The following is a 23118-nucleotide window of genomic DNA, read 5'->3' as shown; positions in this document are numbered from 1 at the left end:
GGTTATGATCCATAACATTCCTCCTTTTTACGTTTTCTTAATAACCATGCTAGAATCAGCATTATACTTCCATATCGCAGATAGTTAGAATTTCCAGTGCTACCCATAATAGGCAAATCTTGTTTCTTTCTGTTAATTACCTGATATTCATAACTTCCATCACTCGTTTCCACTTTCTTAAATGCTGGAGGTAACGAATTTCCTTTTGCAGTAATCTTAATAGGATTTTCTTTATCAGTGTAATTAACTTGTATTGCCCATTGACCTTTTGGAAGTTCATAACCTTCTGGAGCTGCTACTTCAGCTAAACGATATTCGCCTTCTTCAATATCTGTGAATTCCACAAATCCATTTTCACCACTAACGACCGGTGTTTCTGATATAGGTTTCCAACAACTGCTGCCATTTCCTTCAATATCTGCCAGATCGTCGTGTGTATGTCCTGAACTAGTATCGTCACATCTATAGAGTTGGAAACTTGCTCCTGCTAATGCAAGACCATCTGGATCCACTTTACGGAATTTAAAGTTATGAGATAACTCATTTTCTATTTGATATTCGAAAGAAGTACCAATAGTTACCGTTTTCACATCAGGTGCACCATCAATTGATTTAAACACGATTGGTGTTGGTGATGAGTTCTTAATCGTTACTGACCATTGACCTGTAGGTAATATATAACCTGATGGTGCTTTGGTCTCAACCAAACGATATTCTCCATCATTTAAGCTTTTAAATTCAACAAATCCATCAGAGTCACTTATCTGTGGTGTATTGCTTATAGGTGTCCAACAGTTAAGATTAGTACCATCGATATTCGCAGTTTCATCATGAATATGTGATGATGCTGTATTATTACAACTATATAGTTGGAAATTAGCACCTGCCAACGCACTTCCATCTGTATCTACTTTGCGGAATTTCAAATTATGTGCTAGCACATTTTTAATCTGATATTCATAAGTGCCATTCGCTGAAACATATGTTGCATCAGGAGCACCTTCTAATGAGTTAATAACTACTGGTTTCGTTGCTTCATTATTTATGGTAACTTTCCATTGTCCATCAGGTAGTCCATAACCATCAGGAGCCGCCGTTTCAACTAAGCGATACTCACCATTAGCTAGTTTCTTGAATTCTACAATACCGTCTTCTCCACTTGTTACCGCAGGATTAGTGTCCATTGGTTTCCAACAACTGCCAGATTCATCAGGGTTTGCTAATAAATCGTGTGTATGGTGTTCTGTACAAGAGAATAATTGGAATGTTGCGTTCGCTAATGGATTGCCACTCTCATCCACCTTACGGAACTTAAATGGTGTAAATCCTGTATCTGGATAGTTAATAATTGGCTTATCCTCAGATATTCCATCAATTACAATAGCACCTGAACTATTGTTTTCTATGGTAAACGGATATTTCGCTGTCTCAACAGCGAAGTTATCTGCTGTATCGAGTTCCTTCACATAGTATTTACCAACTGGTAATAATGTGTTATTAGTTGCTTTACCATCACTGTCTACATGCATTAACTGAACTAGTGTATCTTTCTTGATTAATGCTCCATCATTAGCACCTTTTATTTCTTCAGCAGAGAAGATACCAAATATAACCTTAGGATAAAGTGCCGTTGCATCCGCTACCCCATAGAATTCTTTATAAACCGTTAACGAAACTTTATTTCTATGGTTTTCAATTGTTGTAGTTTCAAGCGTTGGTTTAAAGTTTACTATATCTTGGTCTAATATAACCTCATGCTCACTTGTATCAACTATGAAACCATCTGGTGCTTCTTTTTCGGCAACTACATAGGTTCCATAAGGTAATTTTCTACTAATATCCTTTGTACCGCTCTTTAGCGTATCGACGACAGCACCAACTGGATAATATGTTCCATCGATTGTAACAGCAACCTTTGTACGTATTTCTACCACCGCACCACTCAAACTATCCATTGTGAATACCGGTTTTGTAACGATATGCCCATTTTCTTCAACTGTTTCAATTGCAGTGAAGGTCTCGCCGACTTTTTGTAATTTGATTTGTCCATAACCGGCATAATTGATAATCGGATCGTCATCATTCCTTATTTGTAATTCCACATTTTTATTATCATAATTTATAACAAATGGAATAGTTGTTGTATTTAAAACATAGCCTGGTGCAGTAGCCGTTTCTCTTACATAATATCTTCCTTCTGGTAATTTAATTCCAGACATCGTACTCTTGCCATTTGAATCAATGCCAAACATTGCAACCATAGAATTCGCAGGTATCACATTCTGATTACCATTGTTATCAATGTATTCAATTGCATATTGTGTGAAGACACCGAATTTTACATATTTAAATAATTCAGGATTGTTCATACCGTCAAATTGTTTTGTTAATTTGGCCGTAAACGTAGCATGCGTATCATCCATATCGATAAACGCTTCTGCATTTTCTGTTGTATCAGATGATGTCAATTTAATTTGATGGAACTCTGTATCAAGCAAATAATCTGATGGTGCTGACAATTCTTTATACATGTAAGTTCCAAGAGGCAAATCAATACTTGTTTCACCACTCTTTAATTCAAGTATTAAATCATCTTTTTCATACTTCTTACCATCTAAATACAATGTTTCAGTAGCATAAATACCAATGGTAACATCTTCCAAATTCTTAGTTTCCCAATTCAGATGCAATAAACCACTTATCGTCTGATCGGCCACATAGCCAGTAAGAACTTCCCCTGTTTTACTAAATGTGATTTTACCTTTTTCAAGTTCGTTCGTTAAAGGAATTAAGAAACTATCGCTCTTATCTTCAACCGTAAAGTAAGTTGGCGTAGGATCTAGGCGATATCCTTCCGGTGCCCTGGTTTCAACGATTTTATATTCACCCGGTGTATAATTATTTAATAAAATCTCACCATTATCATTTGTAATTCTCACATCACTAAATGTAGGGTCATTAACAGATGTTATCTTAAATTCTGCACCTGGTAATCGTTTTTCTGGATTATCCTTGTCATACTTGAGAAGTTTGATAACACCTTCTTTAGAGGTATGATTTTCCAATTTAACTTCAACAATTGGCGCATCTTTATCGCCTATTAATCGGTGATATGAAGTCGTATCAATCTCACAGTTTGGTGGTGCAATAGTTTCACGTATTGTATACCATCCATATGGCAGATCCTTACTGATTCCGATTCCATTTGCTTTAGTTGTTATTTTGTCAACCACTTCATTCGTCGCATCACTTGTTATTTCAAAAGTGGCATCTGCTAAGGTATTGCCGTACTCGTCTACCTTTATAACTTTTAATTTGCCTGTGTATACATCATTCGTAAATTCATAAACGTATGGCTCATCAACTTTAGAACCATCAATCGTAACAGTACCGATATTTTCGTTTAAAATACTTCCATCCGGTGCTTTGGTTTCTACTATCGAATATGTTCCTTTAGATAATGTTTTACTTGTAGCCTTACCTTCTTTATTGGTTACCAAGGTATCAACAACAGCATTTTTGCTATCACGAATTTCGAAAATAGCCTTCTCTAAATTACCAATGACTTTATTGCCATCAGGGCCTTTTAAAGATTTTTGAACTTCAATTTGTCCACTGATAGGATAATTCACAATGTGATTCTCATAATGATAATAAATCTTACCATTTTTTTCCGTAGCTGTTGAATCAGAGTATAGGTTAATTAATATTGGATTGATTGGCAAATATCCCTCCGGAGCTTGCTCTTCTTTTATGACATAGAAACCAATATCTAAATCTTTAATTAATGCGTGTTGGTTTTCATCAAGCTCAATATCCATAATTTTAACATCTTCTGTGACATCGCCAAACTCTTCATCTTGATACCAGGAACTGCCTGCCTTATAAAGTACGAATTTTGCTCCAGGTAATGGTTTACCGGCTTCATCGGTTTTCCATAATTCAATTTCACCTTTTGACGGCTGATTCTCGAAATAAAAGGTATAATCATGCTTATCTGGCGTAATATCAATGATTTTAATTTCATCTGATTTATCATAGCCGTAGCTAGCAGGATTTTCTTCCGTTACATAATATCTGCCAGGAGCTAACTGGTCGCTTCGATAAGATGCAATTCCTTTACCGTCATAGCCCGTTTCAAAAGTAGCTATTTTTTCATCATCATCAGTTTGCACCTGTCCATCTTCTCCAGCCCAATGCAGTGCAAACGTTACTCCCTCTAATGGCAAGCCGAATTCATTTATTTTATGAATGGTAATACTATCATGATAAGTATTCTCAAACGTATAATCAAATGAAGGATTTTCTGCACTTGGCGTAAACCTTTCAACTCTGTCGGATAATTCATAATTCAACGGAGCTTTATACTCAATCAATACATAGCTCTCATTAAATTTAAGTTGATCATAGGATGCTTTTCCTTCTTCATCTGTCGTTAAATAAATCTCTGCTTCCGTAACAGAAATATCAGCATTAGGATCTTTTTCAAGAATCTTCAAATCTTCTAAATATTGATTATAGCTTTCTTCTGTAAATATAGCAAAGACAGCATCTTTAAGTTTCTTTTTGGAATCCTTTGCATCAACCTTTAAAATATCTACTTTTCCTTTTTTAGGAACATCATTTGTTTCAACTTGAATTAAAACATCATCATATTTGGTTTCCTCATCTTCATTTTGCTTCACTTCTGCGACAAGAACAGCATCGTTTATTTCATAATCTTTAGGTGCTTCAATTTCTTTTACATAATATGTTCCTAAATCTAGAATTTTTGATTTCACTGGAACATGCGTAATCAGCGTGTTATTAATTTCAATATTTGGATCAGATTCCTCTGCTTCTGAACCATCGCTGGCATATTCTTCAGGATTTTCATTTGGATCCATTATTTCAATTTCATCAGGTAAGGTAACCATATCATAGCCTTCCATATAGGAACTTTCTACAACTTCATACTTACCTTCTTCATTTAATATAGCTTCTTTGAAAATTCCATAAGTCGCTCCAGGTACACCAATTCCTGTTTCTTCAGCATCTACTTTGACTAACTCAATTGCTCCTTTGATAGGTTCGTTTTCAATTGTATATTCATATACTTGTCCATCTTTACTGGCGATTGCAAATGCCTCATAGAAATCTTTATTCAATTTATATCCATCAGGTACATCTGTTTCTTTTACATAGTAATTACCATATGGTATTTTATCAAGTGATGCTATTCCGTATTTATCTGTCTTCAATACTGCATATGCATTATCATCAGCATCATAAACAGTAAATTCAACACCTTCTACAGGCTCTTTCGTCTCAGAATCTTTTTTATTTAGTTTAAGACTACCAGTTATAGCATCATTTACAATGGTTTTTGTTATGACCTCTGGACTATTTTCATTAACAGTAAAGTATAAATCATTATTTTCTGATAATTTATAACCATTTGGAACACTAATTTCTACGATTTCATATTTTCCAACACCTAATAAAGTAGATGTAGCTTTACCATTGCTGTCAGTAATCAAACGTTCGATAAATTCAACACGATTACCATAATCATCTAAAGAATAAATATCAAATGTTGCACTTTCCAATGGTTTATGCTCATCAGAACTATCTACCTTAAGAATTTCCAAACTTGCCCTAATTTTAGCATTATCATAGATAAGCAATAATGAGTCTTCATCAGAATCAGCATTCAAATTTATAGTTTGTACTGGATTTTCAGCAAGCTTATAGCCTTTTGGTGCTTTTGTTTCTGTTACTCTATACTCACCAAACACTAATTCATCTGTAGTAAAGGTACCATTTTGGTCTGTCATATAGGTTTTATCATATTGAACATTAATTCCTACTACCTTAAATTCTGCACCTTGCAGTCCCTCAGCAGTATCCTTATCACGTTTTAACACACTGAATTTTCCTGTGGTCGGTTTTTTAACATCTGTGAATACAAATGGCAATGCATTTGTTTTTCCTGAATCTTTATTTACCTCCACCGTCTTAATTTCAGTCGATAAGTAATAACCTTTAGGGGCACCTGTTTCTCTTACATAATACGTTCCATAAAGTAAATTGCTAAATTCTGCAATTCCGCTATCTCCTGTTTTGATAGACTTAAGCTCTCCGCTTAATGCTTTTGCATCTTCATAGCTTTTATAGATTGCGAATGTAGCATTTGCTAAGACTTTTGATTGATCCTCAGCATCTACTTTTTTCACTTTGAATGAACCGGTTAAAGGCTTGTTTTCAACAGAAATCGTCTTATGTTTAACAGTTGGGGATATTGTAAAGTCATACACATCTGAAACTAGTTCATAACCTTCTGGAGCCTTTATTTCTTTCATTGTGTAAGATCCAGTGCTAAGGTTTTTACTCATTGCCTTTCCTTCGATATTTGTCGTTATCGTATCAACTACCTTACCGCTGCTATCATAAATTTCAAATACTGCGCCCGCTAAATATTTTTTAGTTCCTGTTGTTTCATCATACTTTACAACTTCAACATTTCCTGACATTTCATCATTAGAAATTGTCAGTGGTTCAGCTTCAAACTCAATAATATCTGCTTGTACCTTTTGATTAATAACAATGTTATGAGGCGTAGTATCTAATACATAACCATCTGGTGCTTTTGTTTCAATTACTACATAAGATATTGCAGCAGCTGGGATAGAAGCTGTATACGTACCTGGTGTAGTTGTTTCCGTTACATCTGCAATTTTCGTAGTCAGATCTTCTTTATTGAAGATAGCGAATTCAGCTCCCGATAAAGGTTTACCACCGTTGCTGTCAACTTTATAAATCGTGACCTTAACAGGCAAGCGATCGTCACTTACTATTACTTCTGTCGCTGCTGGCTTTTCATTAGTTACTGTTATCTCAAAACAGTCTTTAATAAGTTCATACCCTTTTGGAGGTACTAATTCATAAATATCATAAGTTCCAGCACTTGATAACATTCCAGTATAAACACCGTTTGCATTTGTTTTAAATTTTAAGAGCGGTTGGGCAGGATTCGTTGTGTTATATGGTGAATCACCATGCTTAAATAAACCAAATTCTGCATCTGCTAAGCGATCACCGCTTGCGGCATCCTGCTTAATTAATTTAAAACTAAATTCTGCTTTTTTATTTACGACTTTCACTTCTTTTTCATCACTATTTATGACAACGTTAGTAATTGCCCCAGAAACAGTTATATAACCCGGTGGAGTATTGATTTCTTTTACATAATATTCACCATAAGGCAAGCTTTCAACAATCGCTATACCGTCCGCACCAGTAATTAAATTATCTCCGATCTTTTCGTCTGTATCTTTACGGCGCAATTCAAACTCTGCATTAGCAAGCGGACTTCCATCTTCTGTACTCTTTTGAATAATAAGTTTTCCAGAACTTAGTTTATTTTCAACATCTAGTTTTACTGCCTTCCCATGCTCACTAACGTTAACAGACTGTAATTCATAAGATATATCGTGATCCTTCGGAGCTGTTGTTTCTTTCAGAACATATTCACCATATGCTAGATTCTTTACTACTTCAATCCCACTATCTGGAATTGTGATTGTTTCTATAAGTTTATAAGCTGGGTTATCTTTATTAACACTGTCATACTTTTCTCTTTCTGTTCCAGATGTCGGCATTTTTCCCTTATATAACTCAAATACAGCACCACTAAGTTTTTCTTTCGTGCTTTCATCTAGTTTTGTAATCTCCAACTCACCTACAATAGGGTTATTTTTAATAGTAACAGACTTATTATAAGCAGTAATTGGATTACCTGTAGCAGTAAAGTCCTTCAGTGTATAGTAATATACAGTAGAATCTAACTGGTAACCCTCAGGCGCTTTTGTTTCATGTAAGGTATATCCATCATCATATGGCAAATTAATTTTATCACCAGAAGATGTACCACTTGTTGTTACCACAATAGCTTTCCCATGTAAAGGTTTGATTTCAAATACAGCTCCAGCTAATGGTTTTCCACTATTATCTTGTTTCTTAAGAATTAAGCTGATTGGTATACTATTATTTTTAAGAGTTATTGAAGCAGCAAAACGATTTTGTGAATCAAATTTTAAATCACTCATATTTTCGTTTTTAGATAGCACTTCTAGATATTTATTAGTATTTGATGTGCCTAAATACGTAGGATGGAATTTAAAAGTAGCTGCAACACCGTTTAGTACAAGTAAACCATCATCTGTTTCTTTTTCAGTCAAACTAAATGTCCAATCACTCATTGATAGGTCAGCCATTTCACTTAAAACTGGTGTAATATCAAGAACACCATTTACTGTTTTAAGTTCTTTACTAATTGATTGACTTCCACTTGTACCATTTAAATTTAAAGTTGCGTTAGCTAACGAACCATTTTCATCTGTTTTATTTAATACAAATTCGTATTGTCGAATATTATTTATATCCAACTCCAATAAATACTTCGTTGCGACTAAGTCAGACGGGCTTTCTTTTATTTGTTGGAAATCACTAATTACATAATCTTGCTTAAACGCATCTCCAGCTATGTATCCAGGAGGAAACTTGGTTTCTTCTATATGAACTGATTCTGTATGCGGAATGGTAATTATATCTTTTTCCACATCACCTGTTGTTACTAATTTGTAAACTTCATTTTCTTTCGTTGTAATTGTGAATTCAGCATCTTTTAAAGGCTTATTAGTAGCTTTATCTACTTTTTTTATTTGTATATTTAAAGGTGCATATTCATTTTTAAAATCAATTACATACTTATAGATAGTAGAAGACTCATCACCTTCTGTAGTTAATTTAATAAGTTCACTTAATGATTTTATCTTGTTAGGATTAGATTCGTTTGGGCAATAAGTAAAAGCTTTAAATTTAGGTTGTTTAGAATATATTTTACCATCTATCGAACTACTAAATATTACTGCAGTTTCAGTGATATAAACATCATAATCATTTTCACTTGGAAGAGAAGTTAAAATATCGGTTATTTTTGTCAGTGTATTTGAATTATAATTATCAATATTTACTCCCTTTTCTGTCTTAATAGGCACTCCAGTTTGTCCTTTTTTATATATATCTATATCTATAATCGCACTAATTACACCATTATCTTCTGACTGCATAGATTTTTTCATATAGAATTCTGTTGTCGGTTTTTTGTTTACAACCTGAATCACAATTTGTTTTGATGAATTTTCAATAAATGATACTCCATCTGGTAGTGTTGAACTTATTAAATTAAATTGGTTATTAGAATCCATTCTAAAATTCAAAGTTATTGGAGTATTTAATATGGCAAAATCCCCTTCTACTTTAGTTTCCTCGATTTTTAATACATTAGTTGAACTTGATGCAGTACCATCATAGAACTCATTTAATTTAATTTCAGCTAATCCATCATCAACATTTGTAGTAATTGTTTCACTATAACTACCAGTTCTACTACTTGTAATCTTAAATGTTGCTTTTAATGGGTTGCCATTCTCATCAACTTTTTTAATATAAATTTTAGGAGCTTTTAAGCTGTTCTTTACTTTGATAATCCCTGTGTAACCATCGAAAGATAACGCATCACGCATAGCTTCACTTTCGTCTAGTGAGCTAGTAAGAATTTTATCCTGATCTAATTGCGGAGTTCCACCAGGAACATATTTTATCAAAAAAGAACCATTTAACTTTTTTTGTGTAATATAGGCTTTAGTTTCGCTAAATTCAATATGATATCCACCATTAGTACTAGTCGTTTCTAAACATTTATCTAGAAGATAATTTAAATCTTTTGGATTATCTTTTGTATTAATTTCTATATCTTCTTCATAAAATGGAGTCCCCGTTCTCGAATCTGCTTGGGAATTATTGAATAACTTTACATGGAAAGTTGCACTTATCGGTTCATTATTATCATCAACTTTTGATAATCTTAAGTTAACAGGCTTAGGTTCATTTGTTAATTTTAAACTTATTAATTCTATTTTGTGCGTAGGGTTATCAGGTAAATCAATAAAGTGTTTCTGTGTATCTAATATATATCCATGAAGCTCTTTTGTTTCAATTATGTATGCATCATTCAACTCATCTACTGTATAAGCCATACTTTTTACATAACCTTTATTATTTGTAATTAATGTCTCTAGAACTTCATCTTTACTATTTCTTAATTCAAACTCAACATTTTCTAAAGGTCGCCCACCTGCACCCTTTTTATTAACTTCAATTTGAATATAAGATTTTGGATTAGTTACATTTAGTTCTATCTTCTGCTTATCTTTGTTAATATTAAACACATATCCTTGCAATTCAGCATTCCAATAATCATCATTACCACCATTAACAAGATCATTATAATGTCCTTTAGAAGATTTTGTTTCTTTAACAACATATTCACCATATCTATACTTTTCAAATTTTACAATACCTTCTTCATTCGTTGATTTTGTTTCTAACGCCTTGGTTAGATCATTCTTACTATAGATTGCAAATTCTGCATCTTTAAGTTTTTGAGTAGGATCTTCCTCATCAACTTTCATAATTTCTATACTACCTTTTACAGGTGGATTAGCAAATGATTCTTCGAAATTTGCTTGTTCTTTCGTTAACTGGAAGTATTTACGCGTATTTTCAGGCAATATATGATTATCTCCTGGGGTGGTTTCTTCAAGATAATAATAGCCTTGTAAAGGATTTGCGTCATTTACTAATGGTACATCAACAAATTTTGCGATACCCTGATCGTTTGTTACCTGTGTACCTAACAATTGCCCTGTAAGACTATTATAAAGCTTGAAAGTTGCATTTTTTACTACTACATTATTTTTTTCAGAATCAATTTTATGAATAGTTACAAGACCTGTTGTTTCCTCATTGGTAATATTATAAGTCATCGTAAGCGTGTTAGGATTAAATGTTCCTGTCCATTTATTTCCACTGCTTGATTTTGCATTATTAAAATCTATTGTTTGATCATCAAAATCTACCAAAATATTTGCAGGTGCCCAAGTTTCTTTAAGTGTGTAAACACTACTAACTATTAATGGTTTAGATTTAGCATAACCATTTTCATCTGTTTTTAATGTCTGAATCATTTTATCGCCATCATAAACGGTAAATTCAATACCAGCTAAAGCTTTACCATCTTGATTTTTCTTATAAATTTCTATATATCCATAAATAGGCTCATTAGGTACATCTTTCTTATAGTAATATGGATGATTTCCAGTATCTGTTATTTTAAAAGCCTCTTTTTCACCATTAATAATTTTATAGCCTTTTGGAGCCTTTGTTTCCTTGATATAGTATGTAGTGTTAGCTAACAACTCAGTTGTTTTTGCCTTACCTTCATTGTTTGTAACAAGGGTACATACAACATTGCCTTTGGTGTCTGTTATTTCAAACTCTGCACCAGATAATGGTTTGTTTTTATCATCTTTATCATATTTATACACTTCAAAAATGGTAGGGATTGCTTTATTTTCAACCTTTACCTCTAAGACATTTTTCTCAATTGTGTTATCCAGAGAAAGCATAATCGGATCTTTTAATTTATCATATCCTGGTATAGTTTCTCTTTCAACTAAACGGATAAAGCCAGCATCTATGTCACCTCTTGTAAACTTATTAGTAGTAACTGCTTTACCACTCTTGTCAGTTTTTACAGTTTCTACATCGACCCATGAAGCGCCTACAACCTTCTGAACTACAAAAACAACATTTTCCAAAGGCAAATCATCTTTACCTGTTTTTATTACTTTAATTTGAACTGGTTCCTCATCATTTTTAACCGTTATCCCAATATTAGTATCATTAAAGGTAACTGTTTTAATAGTTTTATCCAGTTTGATGCTATCATCTTCACTGCTCCACTCCTGGTAATAAATTTTAGTTCTGGCATCATATAGACGCGATTCAATATAACCATTTTCATCCGTTGTTTTAAAATCAAAACCATTAGCAGCACCTTCTTGTCCATTTAAATTCGGTCCGATTTTAAATGTTACGTTTTTAAGAGGTTGATGCGTTCTACTATTCTCTTTATGAATTTCCAATTTTACTTTTATAGCTGTATTTTTAAAGGTAAATACATTCTTATCCGGATTTACATTGATTATAAGTGTTTGCGTCTTTTCCGTACCTGTCGGTGCAATAAATCCAGGCCCAGCAAAAGTCTCTGTTATTGTAATTTTTGTTCCTACTGGGAAGCTTACCTTACTAGTGAATTGTCCATTTTTATCTGTAACACCAGTATATGTAGCTTTCCCATCAGTATAGGAAAATACTGCTCCCTCTATAGGGTTGTTTGTTTCTTCATTTATTTTTTTAATTTTAAGAGGAAATGATTTAATTTTATTTTTAATTGCCAACTCAATATTTTCACCAGATTTTATTGTTCTTTGGTATATGGTTGTATCTAATATCAAATCATTCGGAACAGTTTTTTCCTTTATATATATCACTGTACCAGCGGCATAATTTCGTTTAAGTTTCGTTTCACCCTTATCATTCGTTGGCTCGGTTGTTTCATTTAAATTATTTTTATCCATTCCATAGCTAAAAGTAATTCCTTTTCTCGCCTTACCACTTGAATCCGTTTTCTTGATAAGAATATTACCATTTGTATTCACTTTTATGTAGATGTTAAATTTTACATCTTTAGGAGATCCATAAAAGTAGACACGTTGCCTGTTAGTCGCCGAATATTGTTTGACATTCCAACCTAACGAAGGAAATTTTTTAACAAAGGATATACTCAAAGTCTTTCCGTCATATTTAATATTATTTGAAAGGGTCACATTTAGTTTATTCCCATCAAAACTAACACTTTTAATACCTTCACTTTTTGAAGTAACTTCACAATTTCCTTGACCTAATATTCCATTGCTATCTGTATAACTAAATGTATTACCGCCTGCCTCTTTTCTAGTTACTGTCATTGTTTTTCCATTAAAGGAAGGAACCTTGTTATGATTATTTACTTTAGCTAAAATATCATCACGATATTGTTTCATTGCGACTTCATTTTTATAAGTGTATGTATCTTTTCCTGTTTCGTAATAAACTTTAATACCCTTGACACCACATTGTTCCCAAATCAAAGATTGTGCAGCCAAAAAGTAAAGATTCTTTTCCCATTGTTTTTTATTCTTCCATGCTGGATTATCAATACCATAATATGCATAAAGACTTAATTTATAGGCTTTATCTTTTGAATATCCATTATTATAAAGGGATCCACCTGCATAGCATAATTCATCTCCTGCATTTAAAGCTACACCAGGCTGCAGGCAATATAAATGTTGATTTTTATTATTCCCAAAATACTTTAAAACATAACCTTCAGATCCACCTGCATGCCCATTCACAGAATAACTTATTTTTACACGAAGATTATCCCAAACTCTTAAACTTACCCAATTTAAAATTTGGCAATCTGCTGATCTTGTTGCACTCAATTTAGCAATTTCTTTTTCTATTTCTTGCGTATTTTCTTGTACTAAACCTAAATTGAGGGTTTCATTCTTTGTTACATCGTATTCTGCGATGCGCAAAAAAACATCATCTTCGTAATTTCCTATTTCAAATTTATCCTTGTTATTTTTTACTGTATTATTCAAATTATATGTTGCAATATCTGAAAACTTAGCACACATATTAATTTCATATTTGCCAGCTTCATCTACTTTTATATGATAGGTACCATCTTCTTCGGTAACAGCTTTATAGGTCTTTTTATCCTTGCTAATAGCTCTTACTTCAATGCCACTTACACCTGGTTCATTTTTATCTTGTTCACCATTTTTATTTGTATCATCAAAGATAACACCACTAATAGAATATGTTGCTACTTCATCTTCACTTGTTGTTTTTTCAACAGCATAAACAGTCCAATCGATATTCGTTAAAACAAGTAATGTTACCATGATCCATACGCATGATTTATGTAATAAACGCTTTAACATATTAGCACCCTCGTCCTTTCTTCACTTTCCATATACACATACTAGCTCCTGATATCACAATCAATAATAGATATAAATATGTATTAGATGAATCTCCAGTCTGTGTTTCTTTCCCTGGTGTTTTTTCATCTGTTGGAGTATCACCGCCGGTTGGCGTATCTGGAGTATTTGGATTATCCGGAGTATTTGGTCCATCGGATTCTCCAGGAGTATTTGGCTTTGGTGATGCTTTAGGCTCCACATCTACAGTATAAAGTGGTCCATATTGAACATCTTCTATAGTTTGATAATAAGGTAGGTGCACAATAAAAGGAGAAATTACACCGTATGCATTATCGTCCTCTGCCATAAGCAGGTAAACACCTTTCTCATCCAATACCAATTCCATCTCACCTTTAGCGTCTGTACTGTTAGATAAAATCGGTTTATCTTCTAACTTTTTAGATATCATTTTAGCGACTAAATCTAATTCGTGAGCGTTTTGTGGATATGTTTCATATCCATATTTAGGATAGATTTTTGCATCTCCGTTCTTGTCAATTTCTCCAATCTTATATACATAAAATTTGACTCCATTCATATCAGAAGACTGAACTTGCAAATCCTCTAAATGAATTTTGATTATGCATCTTTCTGATTCAACTGCACGTATCGGAACTAGAAAGATCATAAAAGCCAACAAAAACGTCGCAACAAGTAATAATTTTTTCCTCATTTTGCTAACCTCCCTCAATTCATTCTGTTTAATATATTATACCTTTATAGATATTTACTTTTATGTTGTAAATGTCTTTTTTTATGCTCTTTTTTTCACTTAAATATCAAGTTTAAGAGAAAATTCGCTTGATTTAAAAAGGTATACGTTGTTCCATGTGAAAAGGCTTCCGTCTAAATTATATAGGCAATTTCTGGAAATTTCAAGACATTATCGGGCATGTTTTCACACTAAATTGACATTTTTATAACCAAATTCTTCGCTTAAAAATGTAACATTTATGATATTTAGGTTTTATTAATATCTTTCTATCACAAGAAAATCACATAAATAACACAAATTAAATTTCAAAATATTTTTGTTTGGCGTGAATTTCATAACCCATAGTCCTTCATAACTTCATATTTATCTACTTATTTCGAACATTTCCTTTAGCATAAAAAAGATTATGCTGCCGTCATAACAAGGTTATCTTCTTTTTTCTAAAAAAAAGAAACATCACAATGAAAATGACATTTCTTTTACCTTAGATTTTCCATAATTTATTAACTTTTCTTTGTCTTGCCCTTTTTATGCATCACTTATTTATTAAAATACCATGTGAAATCACATGGTATTTTGACATATTTTATATGATTATTGCTCTTATGCTGCTTATTGATCAAGCTCCCACACAATATTTAAAGCTTGCGTAGCATTTAATCCCCATGGGGCACCAGCAATTTGATCCTTACTCTTTCCTTTGATGAAGAAAGAGGTGATTCCTGTAAATCGAAATGCATTGTTAATGCTAGTAACCGTGCTAGGTATTTCAATACTTTTTAGTTTTGTGCACTGTACAAAAGCATCTGTACCAATTACTTCCAGTCCCTCAGCTAATGTTATACTTTCCAGTGCCAAGCACCAGCCAAAACCATTTGCCGGTATTTCTTTTAATTTTGCAGGGAGAGTGATATGGGTAAGACTCGTACATTTATTAAATGTCGCAAATCCCATCTTTTGCATTGAATCTGGTAAATTGATTTTCACAAGGCTGTTACATTCAGCAAACGCTTGGGAACCGATTTCCGTTAATCCATCCGGTAGTACAACGCCTTCTAAATGAATACAATTTGTAAACAAATACTCATTGATAACCGTAATATTTTTAGGAATAACCAATGTTCCTTTCAAGGCAGTGCAGCCTCTAAAGGCACTTTGTTCCAGAATCTGAAGATTATCCGGCAGTTCAACACTTTCTAAACGCAAACAGCTTTGGAACGCACTGTATCGAATAGCAGTTACGGATTCCGGTATGGTAATGTGGAGCATATACTCGGCTCGCCAGAAGGTCTGCGGCATAATTTCTTTCAAATTGTTGGATAACTTAATATCACTCAGCCAGCAATCATAGAATGCCGCATTACCGATGCTGGTGATACTGTCTGGCATGACAACACTTTTTACTTCATGTTTTGCGTTAAAAGCATTGCCTCCGATACTCACGACAATACAAGGTTTGTCATTCACGAGAATGACTTCCGGAATCACTACATCTCCTTGATTTAATATTACCTTTTCTTCTGTAACGGCATCAATGACTCCATTATCCACCATTTCACTTGTCAAAATCACAGTTCCCGCTGTCTGCAATGTTTTGGTTTCTTTTAAACCGCCATAAGCAAAGGTTAAATCAAAGGTTGCACTCGTCGGTACTTGATCCTTATCAATTACATATTCATCTTTCGCTAATGTTTTGATACTGCCATCGGAATACATTGCCCTTACGATAAAATCATCTTTATCAAGCAGTTCTTCTTTTAGAAAAAATTTCTTTTTCGCTTCTATGGACAACTGGGCCAAGATCACAGGTGCCTTAGCTTGCAGTAACATGGTATTTTCAGATAGTTTGCTTGTCTTATCTTTTGTCCCCGAGACTTCCTTTACGACATATGGTGTATTCTGTTTTTCACTCACTGTCCATACCGTGTCATCACAAACCTCTATTCTGGCAAATTGTTTCGCTTTTATCGTAATCTCGCCGGTAGCCTGCGTGGTGCGTTTGGCTATAATCTCATTTGTTTCACTATCATATATCGTATAGGCAAGATGAACACCTTTGCGTGTTTCCAAGATTTGTTTTATATCGGTGATGTTCTCTTGGCTAGCCCGCAGTACCTGACGCAACTCGAAAGTGAATTCCTGATCGCTGTCATTTTCCATTTCTTTCGCAATTTCAATGACCGTCTTGCGATTACTATTCACAAACCCCACGGCATCCTGGCAATCAATACGACCATTATAGCAATCATCCAGTGCATCAACATATCCACTTAACTGTCCCCATTCAGCATCACTTTCCTCTATCAACTCCACGATTCGATAGGTGCCATCTTTGACAATGCTAGGCTGTATTTTTACATCTGCTTCGCTAAAATAGATGATTGGATATCCATTTGCACTCTTCTCGATGCTAATCTTACCATCACGTTGTGTTCTTTGGATGCGATTACTTGAAATGCCCTTTTCATCAGCGATAATATATGCCACATTTGCGGCTGGATTCCATACTTTTCCATCATATACATCTACACGATAAACTAGTCTGGCTCCTTTCATCACTTCATCGCTGCCCAAATGCATCCGTTTATAAATGGCAGACGTTTGATCTCTTCCACTAATCTGATTCTGTAAAATAGCCAGTGGCTGCTGTTGAATCACATTTGTCAATTCCCCTATCTTTGGTGTGATTTCAATAAAACCGCCATCCTGTTTATAAAGCTTATAACGATCTTTACTGCTCTCGCTTAATCGATAGCGCGTATCTTTCGGTAAAGTATTGATCATGATTCGTTTCCATGGTTCTATCTGGATTTCTTTACCGGCTTCCCATAGTAAGGTCGCTTGTGTCTGATGTATGGTATCCAATACTTGTACTTCTGTTGTTTCCTTAGGCCAAACAGCCCATTCCCCGTTATGCTCTTGGATTTCCAGTTTCAGATGCACCTTTTCTTTATCCCTAATATCGGCATTTTGTCTGATCTCTTCTAAATAAGCATTCCCCCTTCCATTATCTTCTTCACCGACCACATATTCTTTCCCAATCATGAAGGTATTGGCATCCCCATTTACAAAAGTGACCGCACTGTTTTCCGCTAATTTTCCTATAGCCGGTGTTTTATCAACCGGATAAATTTGTTCATAATCGGCATCCGGTGTTTCAATGATCGTATATTCCATTCCTTCAACGCCCACATCTTGAAAGACGATAGTTTGCTGATGCTGAATGCTGAAATAGCCATCGTTTGATGTCTTACCCTGACCAACCGGCATACCGTTTTTCATGATTCGATATTCCTTATCGGCATATGGTTTGCCTTCGATTAAAATTTGCATCGTAAATTCTCTTGTTTCGATAGCCTGTTGCTCACTTTCTGACACTTTGGATAGATCAAAGCTGACAAGCTTTGTAATTTGGAGAGGACGTAATAGATAATCATTTACGATTGTTGCTTCAGCTTTCTTAGCATAGCATGGCATCATTCCTTCTACGGTAGCGTTAATTGGTTCATAATAATCCCCATCCGTATAACCGGTATCATCAATTTCTTTCACCTTGTAGCTTTTTCCTGCGGTAAAGCCCTCGATCTTAATGATTTTTCCTGCACATGCTGCTGAAAATCTTCCGTTTTCATCAAGGATTCCTTCTACATCGCTTTCTGATCCATCTTCATTTAAGATGACCCAACGTGCACCGGTTAGCAAATGATCATCTGAAGAAACTTCAAATGTGAATTCCTTCTTGCATTGCTCTGCATTTTGATGCTTTACTTCCTTTGTTAAATACAGTTCTTTCCATTTATAGTGATTTGTGATCGTCGCAACATTTCCGAATGTTTCCATAATGCCGCTGACGCTGGTTTGTTCACAGAACCAATCTTTACCGGGATATATTTCGTTTACTTCATAGCGTATACCTTCATCTCCGGGAAAAAGAGCTATGATTTCATTTGCTTTTATTTCAAATTGTCCATTCGCATCTGTTTTGCCCTCTTTCAATTTCATTGGTATGCCACCATCATTTCGTATGCTGTCAACGACCCAATATTCTGCATTGGCTAGTGGCTGATCATCTGCCTTTATTTGAAAGAGAAAGGTTTCTTTTGCGATATCCATTTTATCAGGATATCCTTGTACCTTCTTTTGCGCATAAAGCACTGGGCGATACGTATTTTGAAATGTCATCGTCCGGGTATCTTCATGCTTTACATCTGTGATGTCAACCTTCCAAAAAGGATTTTCCTCTTCTTTGATTTCCATCAGCGATTGATCTAAAAGATGAAAAACAGCTTTTTCATCTGCATGCAGATAGAAGCTTCCATCTGCTTCTGTTGCATACACCCGATTCGTTCCACATGCTGTCCAACCATCCCCTGTTTTCTTATACAATTGATATTCCTGTGTAGCAAATGGTTTCTGTGCATAGCTTGCCTGAAAGCGAAAAGACATGTCTTTGCTTTTCTCAGGTATTTTTCCTTGCAAAGTTTTAATAACTTCCAATGTTTCCGGCTGATGCTGTTTCACACGTACTGCATTTCCATTCACCGTGCCTTCACTTTGATCTTCAACGACCTTAGAATAAAAACTGGCATCGTTATACGCATAGGTGGCAGGATGTTTTTTATCATGGGTATTCTCATGGTTGGCGGTATCCAAAGATTCGTCTTCTTTTGGTGATTGCATATGAATCTGAAAGGATACCGCACCCATCTCTTTAATGGTAAAAGGATTTCCTTCCCTATCCTTTCTCATATCCACGGCAATTGCTTTCACCTCAGATAGCTCACGTTTCCAGTCTTCACTTCGTATCCAGCCATGTTCCACGGTTAAGACCTCATCTGGTGCCTCATCTTCAGTAGTGATTTTCGCATTGCGATTCGCATTGTAATAGACAATCGGAGCAACACCTTTTTCTTTTAGTTCATTTACATTGATACCTGTAAAGCTGCCATACCACCAATTGTTTTCAAAATGGGTATCTGCTTGGTATAAAGGAGCATCTTCTAAGCGATCAAAAACAACCATATCGCTTAATGTCTTCGTTGCATTTTTAACGCTGATTTCATACGTATAACCATGATTACAAAGTACTGTAGCCTCGGTATCGAAGCTGCCAAAGCGATCATCATCTGAACGTACTAGTTTTTCCAATTTACTCATAGAGGCCATAACGATGTCCTCATTTACAGATGCGTTTGCATATAGTACTGTTTGTTCCTTTTGATTGCCATCACCGTCAATATCTTCACCAAATATCTGATAGCGTTGTTTATCTTCATCACTTGGATAGGTCCTTCCATCATCCGGCATAACTTCATTATCAGTTCCTAACAGTGCTTCATCATCTGTTTTGGCTGGCATAAAAGCCGCAATATTGGTCGCCGCATTGCTGATATCGGCATCTTTCCAATCATAATATGCTCCAAAGCTGACGCCCCAGCCTTCCATCCACATCTTATCATAGTAGCCGGAAGCATCCTCTCCTTCGTATTGGATATGGAAGGCGATTCTCGTTCTTCCACTTCCCCGATAGTTGGTATCAATATCTTTTTGTGAATCGACAACGACCTTTACTTGCTCCTGATCCCATCCCTTTTCTTGCTTTACCGCTTCGCTGCTAGTGGAAGGAACACGACCAGCCCTTATTTGAATAGAAGGATCAAATTTAATGCCATATGGCAATAAGTCATAGAAGACAACTTCTTTTCGCCCCGGTGAAGTTACGCCATATTCCTTAAGAAAGCTTACTCCTTTTGCATCATATACCTCATACCCATCAAATGCCATGATATTATATTTCAGATGTACCCGTCCGGATGTCGTATCATTCCAAGCCTGCCCATACTTATAAGATGCTGCATGTTTTTGTAAAGAGGTTAATGTAGCTTTGGCACTTGCTCTTGTAATCAGTATGCCATCATACAATGCCTTTGTCGCTTCAATTAAGCCCGGTTCACGGTAGTTTCCGTTTTCAATACTCTGACTATGGTAATACTCTTGCGGCACGCCATAAGCCATCTTTTGCCCCATGATGCCCGCGATATTTTCTAATGTTATCTCTTGCACGTCATCATTGTCTTTGACAAGCTTTGCCAATACCGGTGAATCATGACGAAGGCGTACTTGAAGTTCGATCATACAATCAGACTCATAATTGACAGACTCATGTACGACCTTTACGCGCCATGGCTTTCTCTTTAGTTCTTCTTTTGTAAAGTAATAACGCATTCTTCCTGATGATTCCCAGGGAATTTCTTTTACTTTTTCCCATGTATGGCTGCCGGCAAACATCGCCTCAATAACAATTCCTTTTGTCTTTTCAGGAGCTGCTTCGCGATCTTCATATGGATCATAACCGATATCTGTCTGCGTAATGCTAACGCTGCTGTAATAATAATCTTGATCATCTAATACTTGATAATCGGCAACATCACCTGTGTTAGGATATGCATAAAGAAAATCATCCACGGTTGTCATAAGATAGCTGGCACCTGGAATGCGATCACCCAGCTGTATGCCATCTGCCGCTTGTATATAGTGTGTTTTCGCATAACCTCGGTTAATACCATTAACTTTAAACGGTAGATCTCCAACATCCTGTCCTGCTTTTCTGGCACTCTTATAAACTTCTAACCAACTGCTGAAGTTGCCTCCGCCACTTTTTAAAACACCTATCTCATCGCCATGATAATTCCAGTCATAATCCTGATAGATCCAGGAAGTACTGCTTTCTTTCGTTTGGTCTTCTCCACCATCACATGGATGTGCGATAACCTCGACACTGTTTTCAATGACTTCATTCGCACTGACCTTATCTTTGGGATAGGCTACAACTACCAAAACCGCATGCTCAGGTCCTGTGTAGTTGATTTTCTTCTCCATGTTTTGTGTCGCTATTTTGTAATAGCCAGCTTCTCCGTGATAAGAAATGGGTTCATAAGGGTGCTGAAAACCGACAACTTTGCCATCATGACTCGTTTGATCTTTTATATACAGATCCCATGGCTGTGTAGCATAGCCCTTAATATCTACTCTCCATGCGACAAAACGATATGCTTCAAAGCGTGTAAGAAACTCCTCGTCAATCGTTCCTTGTACCAGTTCCTGTAATTGTTCTTTCGTATAAATACCCGGATAATAGCTTTTTTCATTCAGCAGTGGGCTTTTTTTCACATCCATCAGCTGAACTTGTGAATGGATACTGCCACGCAATGGTGTAAGTTGCTTTTCTTCCATGCCATCCTTTGTCATGATTTGAATACTTGGTGTTAGACTCCATTGACTGCCATTTCTTATAGTCATGATATTCACATCTTTATACAATATCTGAAATGCGATATTGGAACCCGCTGTGATGCGATCATAGTTGAAAAAGACAAGATCCGCTCCTTCCTCATAGTAATTGAAAGGGATGATTTTATTTTTAATCGGCTGTTCTTTACTTCCTTGTGGCACTGCGATACTGGTAGGCAGGATATCCTTACCATTGCGATCTTGTAACAAACGTTTTGGAATGCGAATCGTTACCGCTTCTTTTTCTAAAACGACGCTGGTATGAAACTCCATTTGATACTTAAGGGAAAAATCATTACTCTTATCCACATAATAAGCATCATCCTGTCCTACATAATACGTTTGAAAATTCCATGTTTCAGCAGATAATGCAGATCGCATATTGGCCATCAATGCAGTATCTGTATTCCTTGCAGCGCCTGTCTTTTCCAGCGGTAAATAGGCTAGTTCTGACATACTGACAGGTGTTATATCCATGGCCTCTTTTTTTGCCGTAAGTTTCTTTTTATTGCTATCTGTTACATCTTTTATCGTTTTTTTCACAAGCTGTTTTGGCACATCCGTTTGTTTTGTTTGCAGCGTATGACTTTCGATTCTTTTCTTAGGTTTTTTCCTTAAAGATAAAGCAATGCTCTTGGTCTGTGGTACATGGATGTCTTTTATCACATAGGTTTTCTTTTGTTTCTCCTCCATGACAAAACCATCTTCCTGAGGATTTCGGATCGTATAGTCTTTCATATCCAATTGGGCATCCGCACTTTGTATCTTTAAACGATATGAACCCTCTTTCACTTTTGGATACTGAAAAGTACCATCTGCTTTCGTAAGCGTTATATAATCAGCCTCTTGCGATTTGTTGTCGAAATTGAAAAAACAAATCTCCATATCGGCATAACCCTTTTCATTGGCATCTTTTTGACCATTTTTATTTGTATCCTCAAAGATGACACCTGCAAACTGATGAAATGTACTTTCCACAGCAACAGTTTGAGAATCCTCTGTTGTTTTCATCTCTTCTGCAAATAGGGAAGTCGGAAAGGTTAAAACGATCATCGTGATGACCAGTATCATAGAGACAAGTTTCTTACCATTTTTCATCTATACGTTCTCCCTTCCATTTCCACTTTTTGT

3 protein-coding genes are annotated in these 23118 nt (G+C 35.3%); all 3 read right to left on the bottom strand.

The genetic code is table 11. From position 1 onward, the window contains the following. Window positions 1–2: 2 nt before the first annotated feature. The 3 genes from EDD61_RS11450 to EDD61_RS11435 all read right to left on the bottom strand — a co-directional run bounded on the left by EDD61_RS11450 (window position 3) and on the right by EDD61_RS11435 (window position 23085). The gene (locus EDD61_RS11450) at window positions 3–13940 is read right to left on the bottom strand and encodes a SpaA isopeptide-forming pilin-related protein (protein WP_207901040.1); all 13938 of its coding nucleotides are present in this window, start codon (window positions 13938–13940) and stop codon (window positions 3–5) included. 1 nt (window position 13941) lies between these two features. Continuing rightward, the gene (locus EDD61_RS11440) at window positions 13942–14655 is read right to left on the bottom strand and encodes a metal-binding protein (protein WP_132225476.1); all 714 of its coding nucleotides are present in this window, start codon (window positions 14653–14655) and stop codon (window positions 13942–13944) included. A gap of 654 nt (window positions 14656–15309) precedes the next feature. After that, a complete protein-coding gene (locus EDD61_RS11435; protein WP_132225474.1) occupies window positions 15310–23085 on the bottom strand; it encodes a leucine-rich repeat domain-containing protein in 7776 nt (2591 codons plus the stop codon). Window positions 23086–23118 lie beyond the last annotated feature (33 nt).

This window comes from Longicatena caecimuris (assembly GCF_004341945.1).
Classification (GTDB): domain Bacteria; phylum Bacillota_I; class Bacilli_A; order Erysipelotrichales; family Erysipelotrichaceae; genus Longicatena; species Longicatena caecimuris.
This window is presented reverse-complemented; position numbering and strand designations above follow the sequence as displayed.

Coding starts and splice junctions, on each gene's coding strand:
- EDD61_RS11450 (WP_207901040.1), bottom strand. CDS start 13,940: ATGTTAAAGCGTTTATTACATAAATCATGCGTATGGATCATGGTAACA.
- EDD61_RS11440 (WP_132225476.1), bottom strand. CDS start 14,655: ATGAGGAAAAAATTATTACTTGTTGCGACGTTTTTGTTGGCTTTTATG.
- EDD61_RS11435 (WP_132225474.1), bottom strand. CDS start 23,085: ATGAAAAATGGTAAGAAACTTGTCTCTATGATACTGGTCATCACGATG.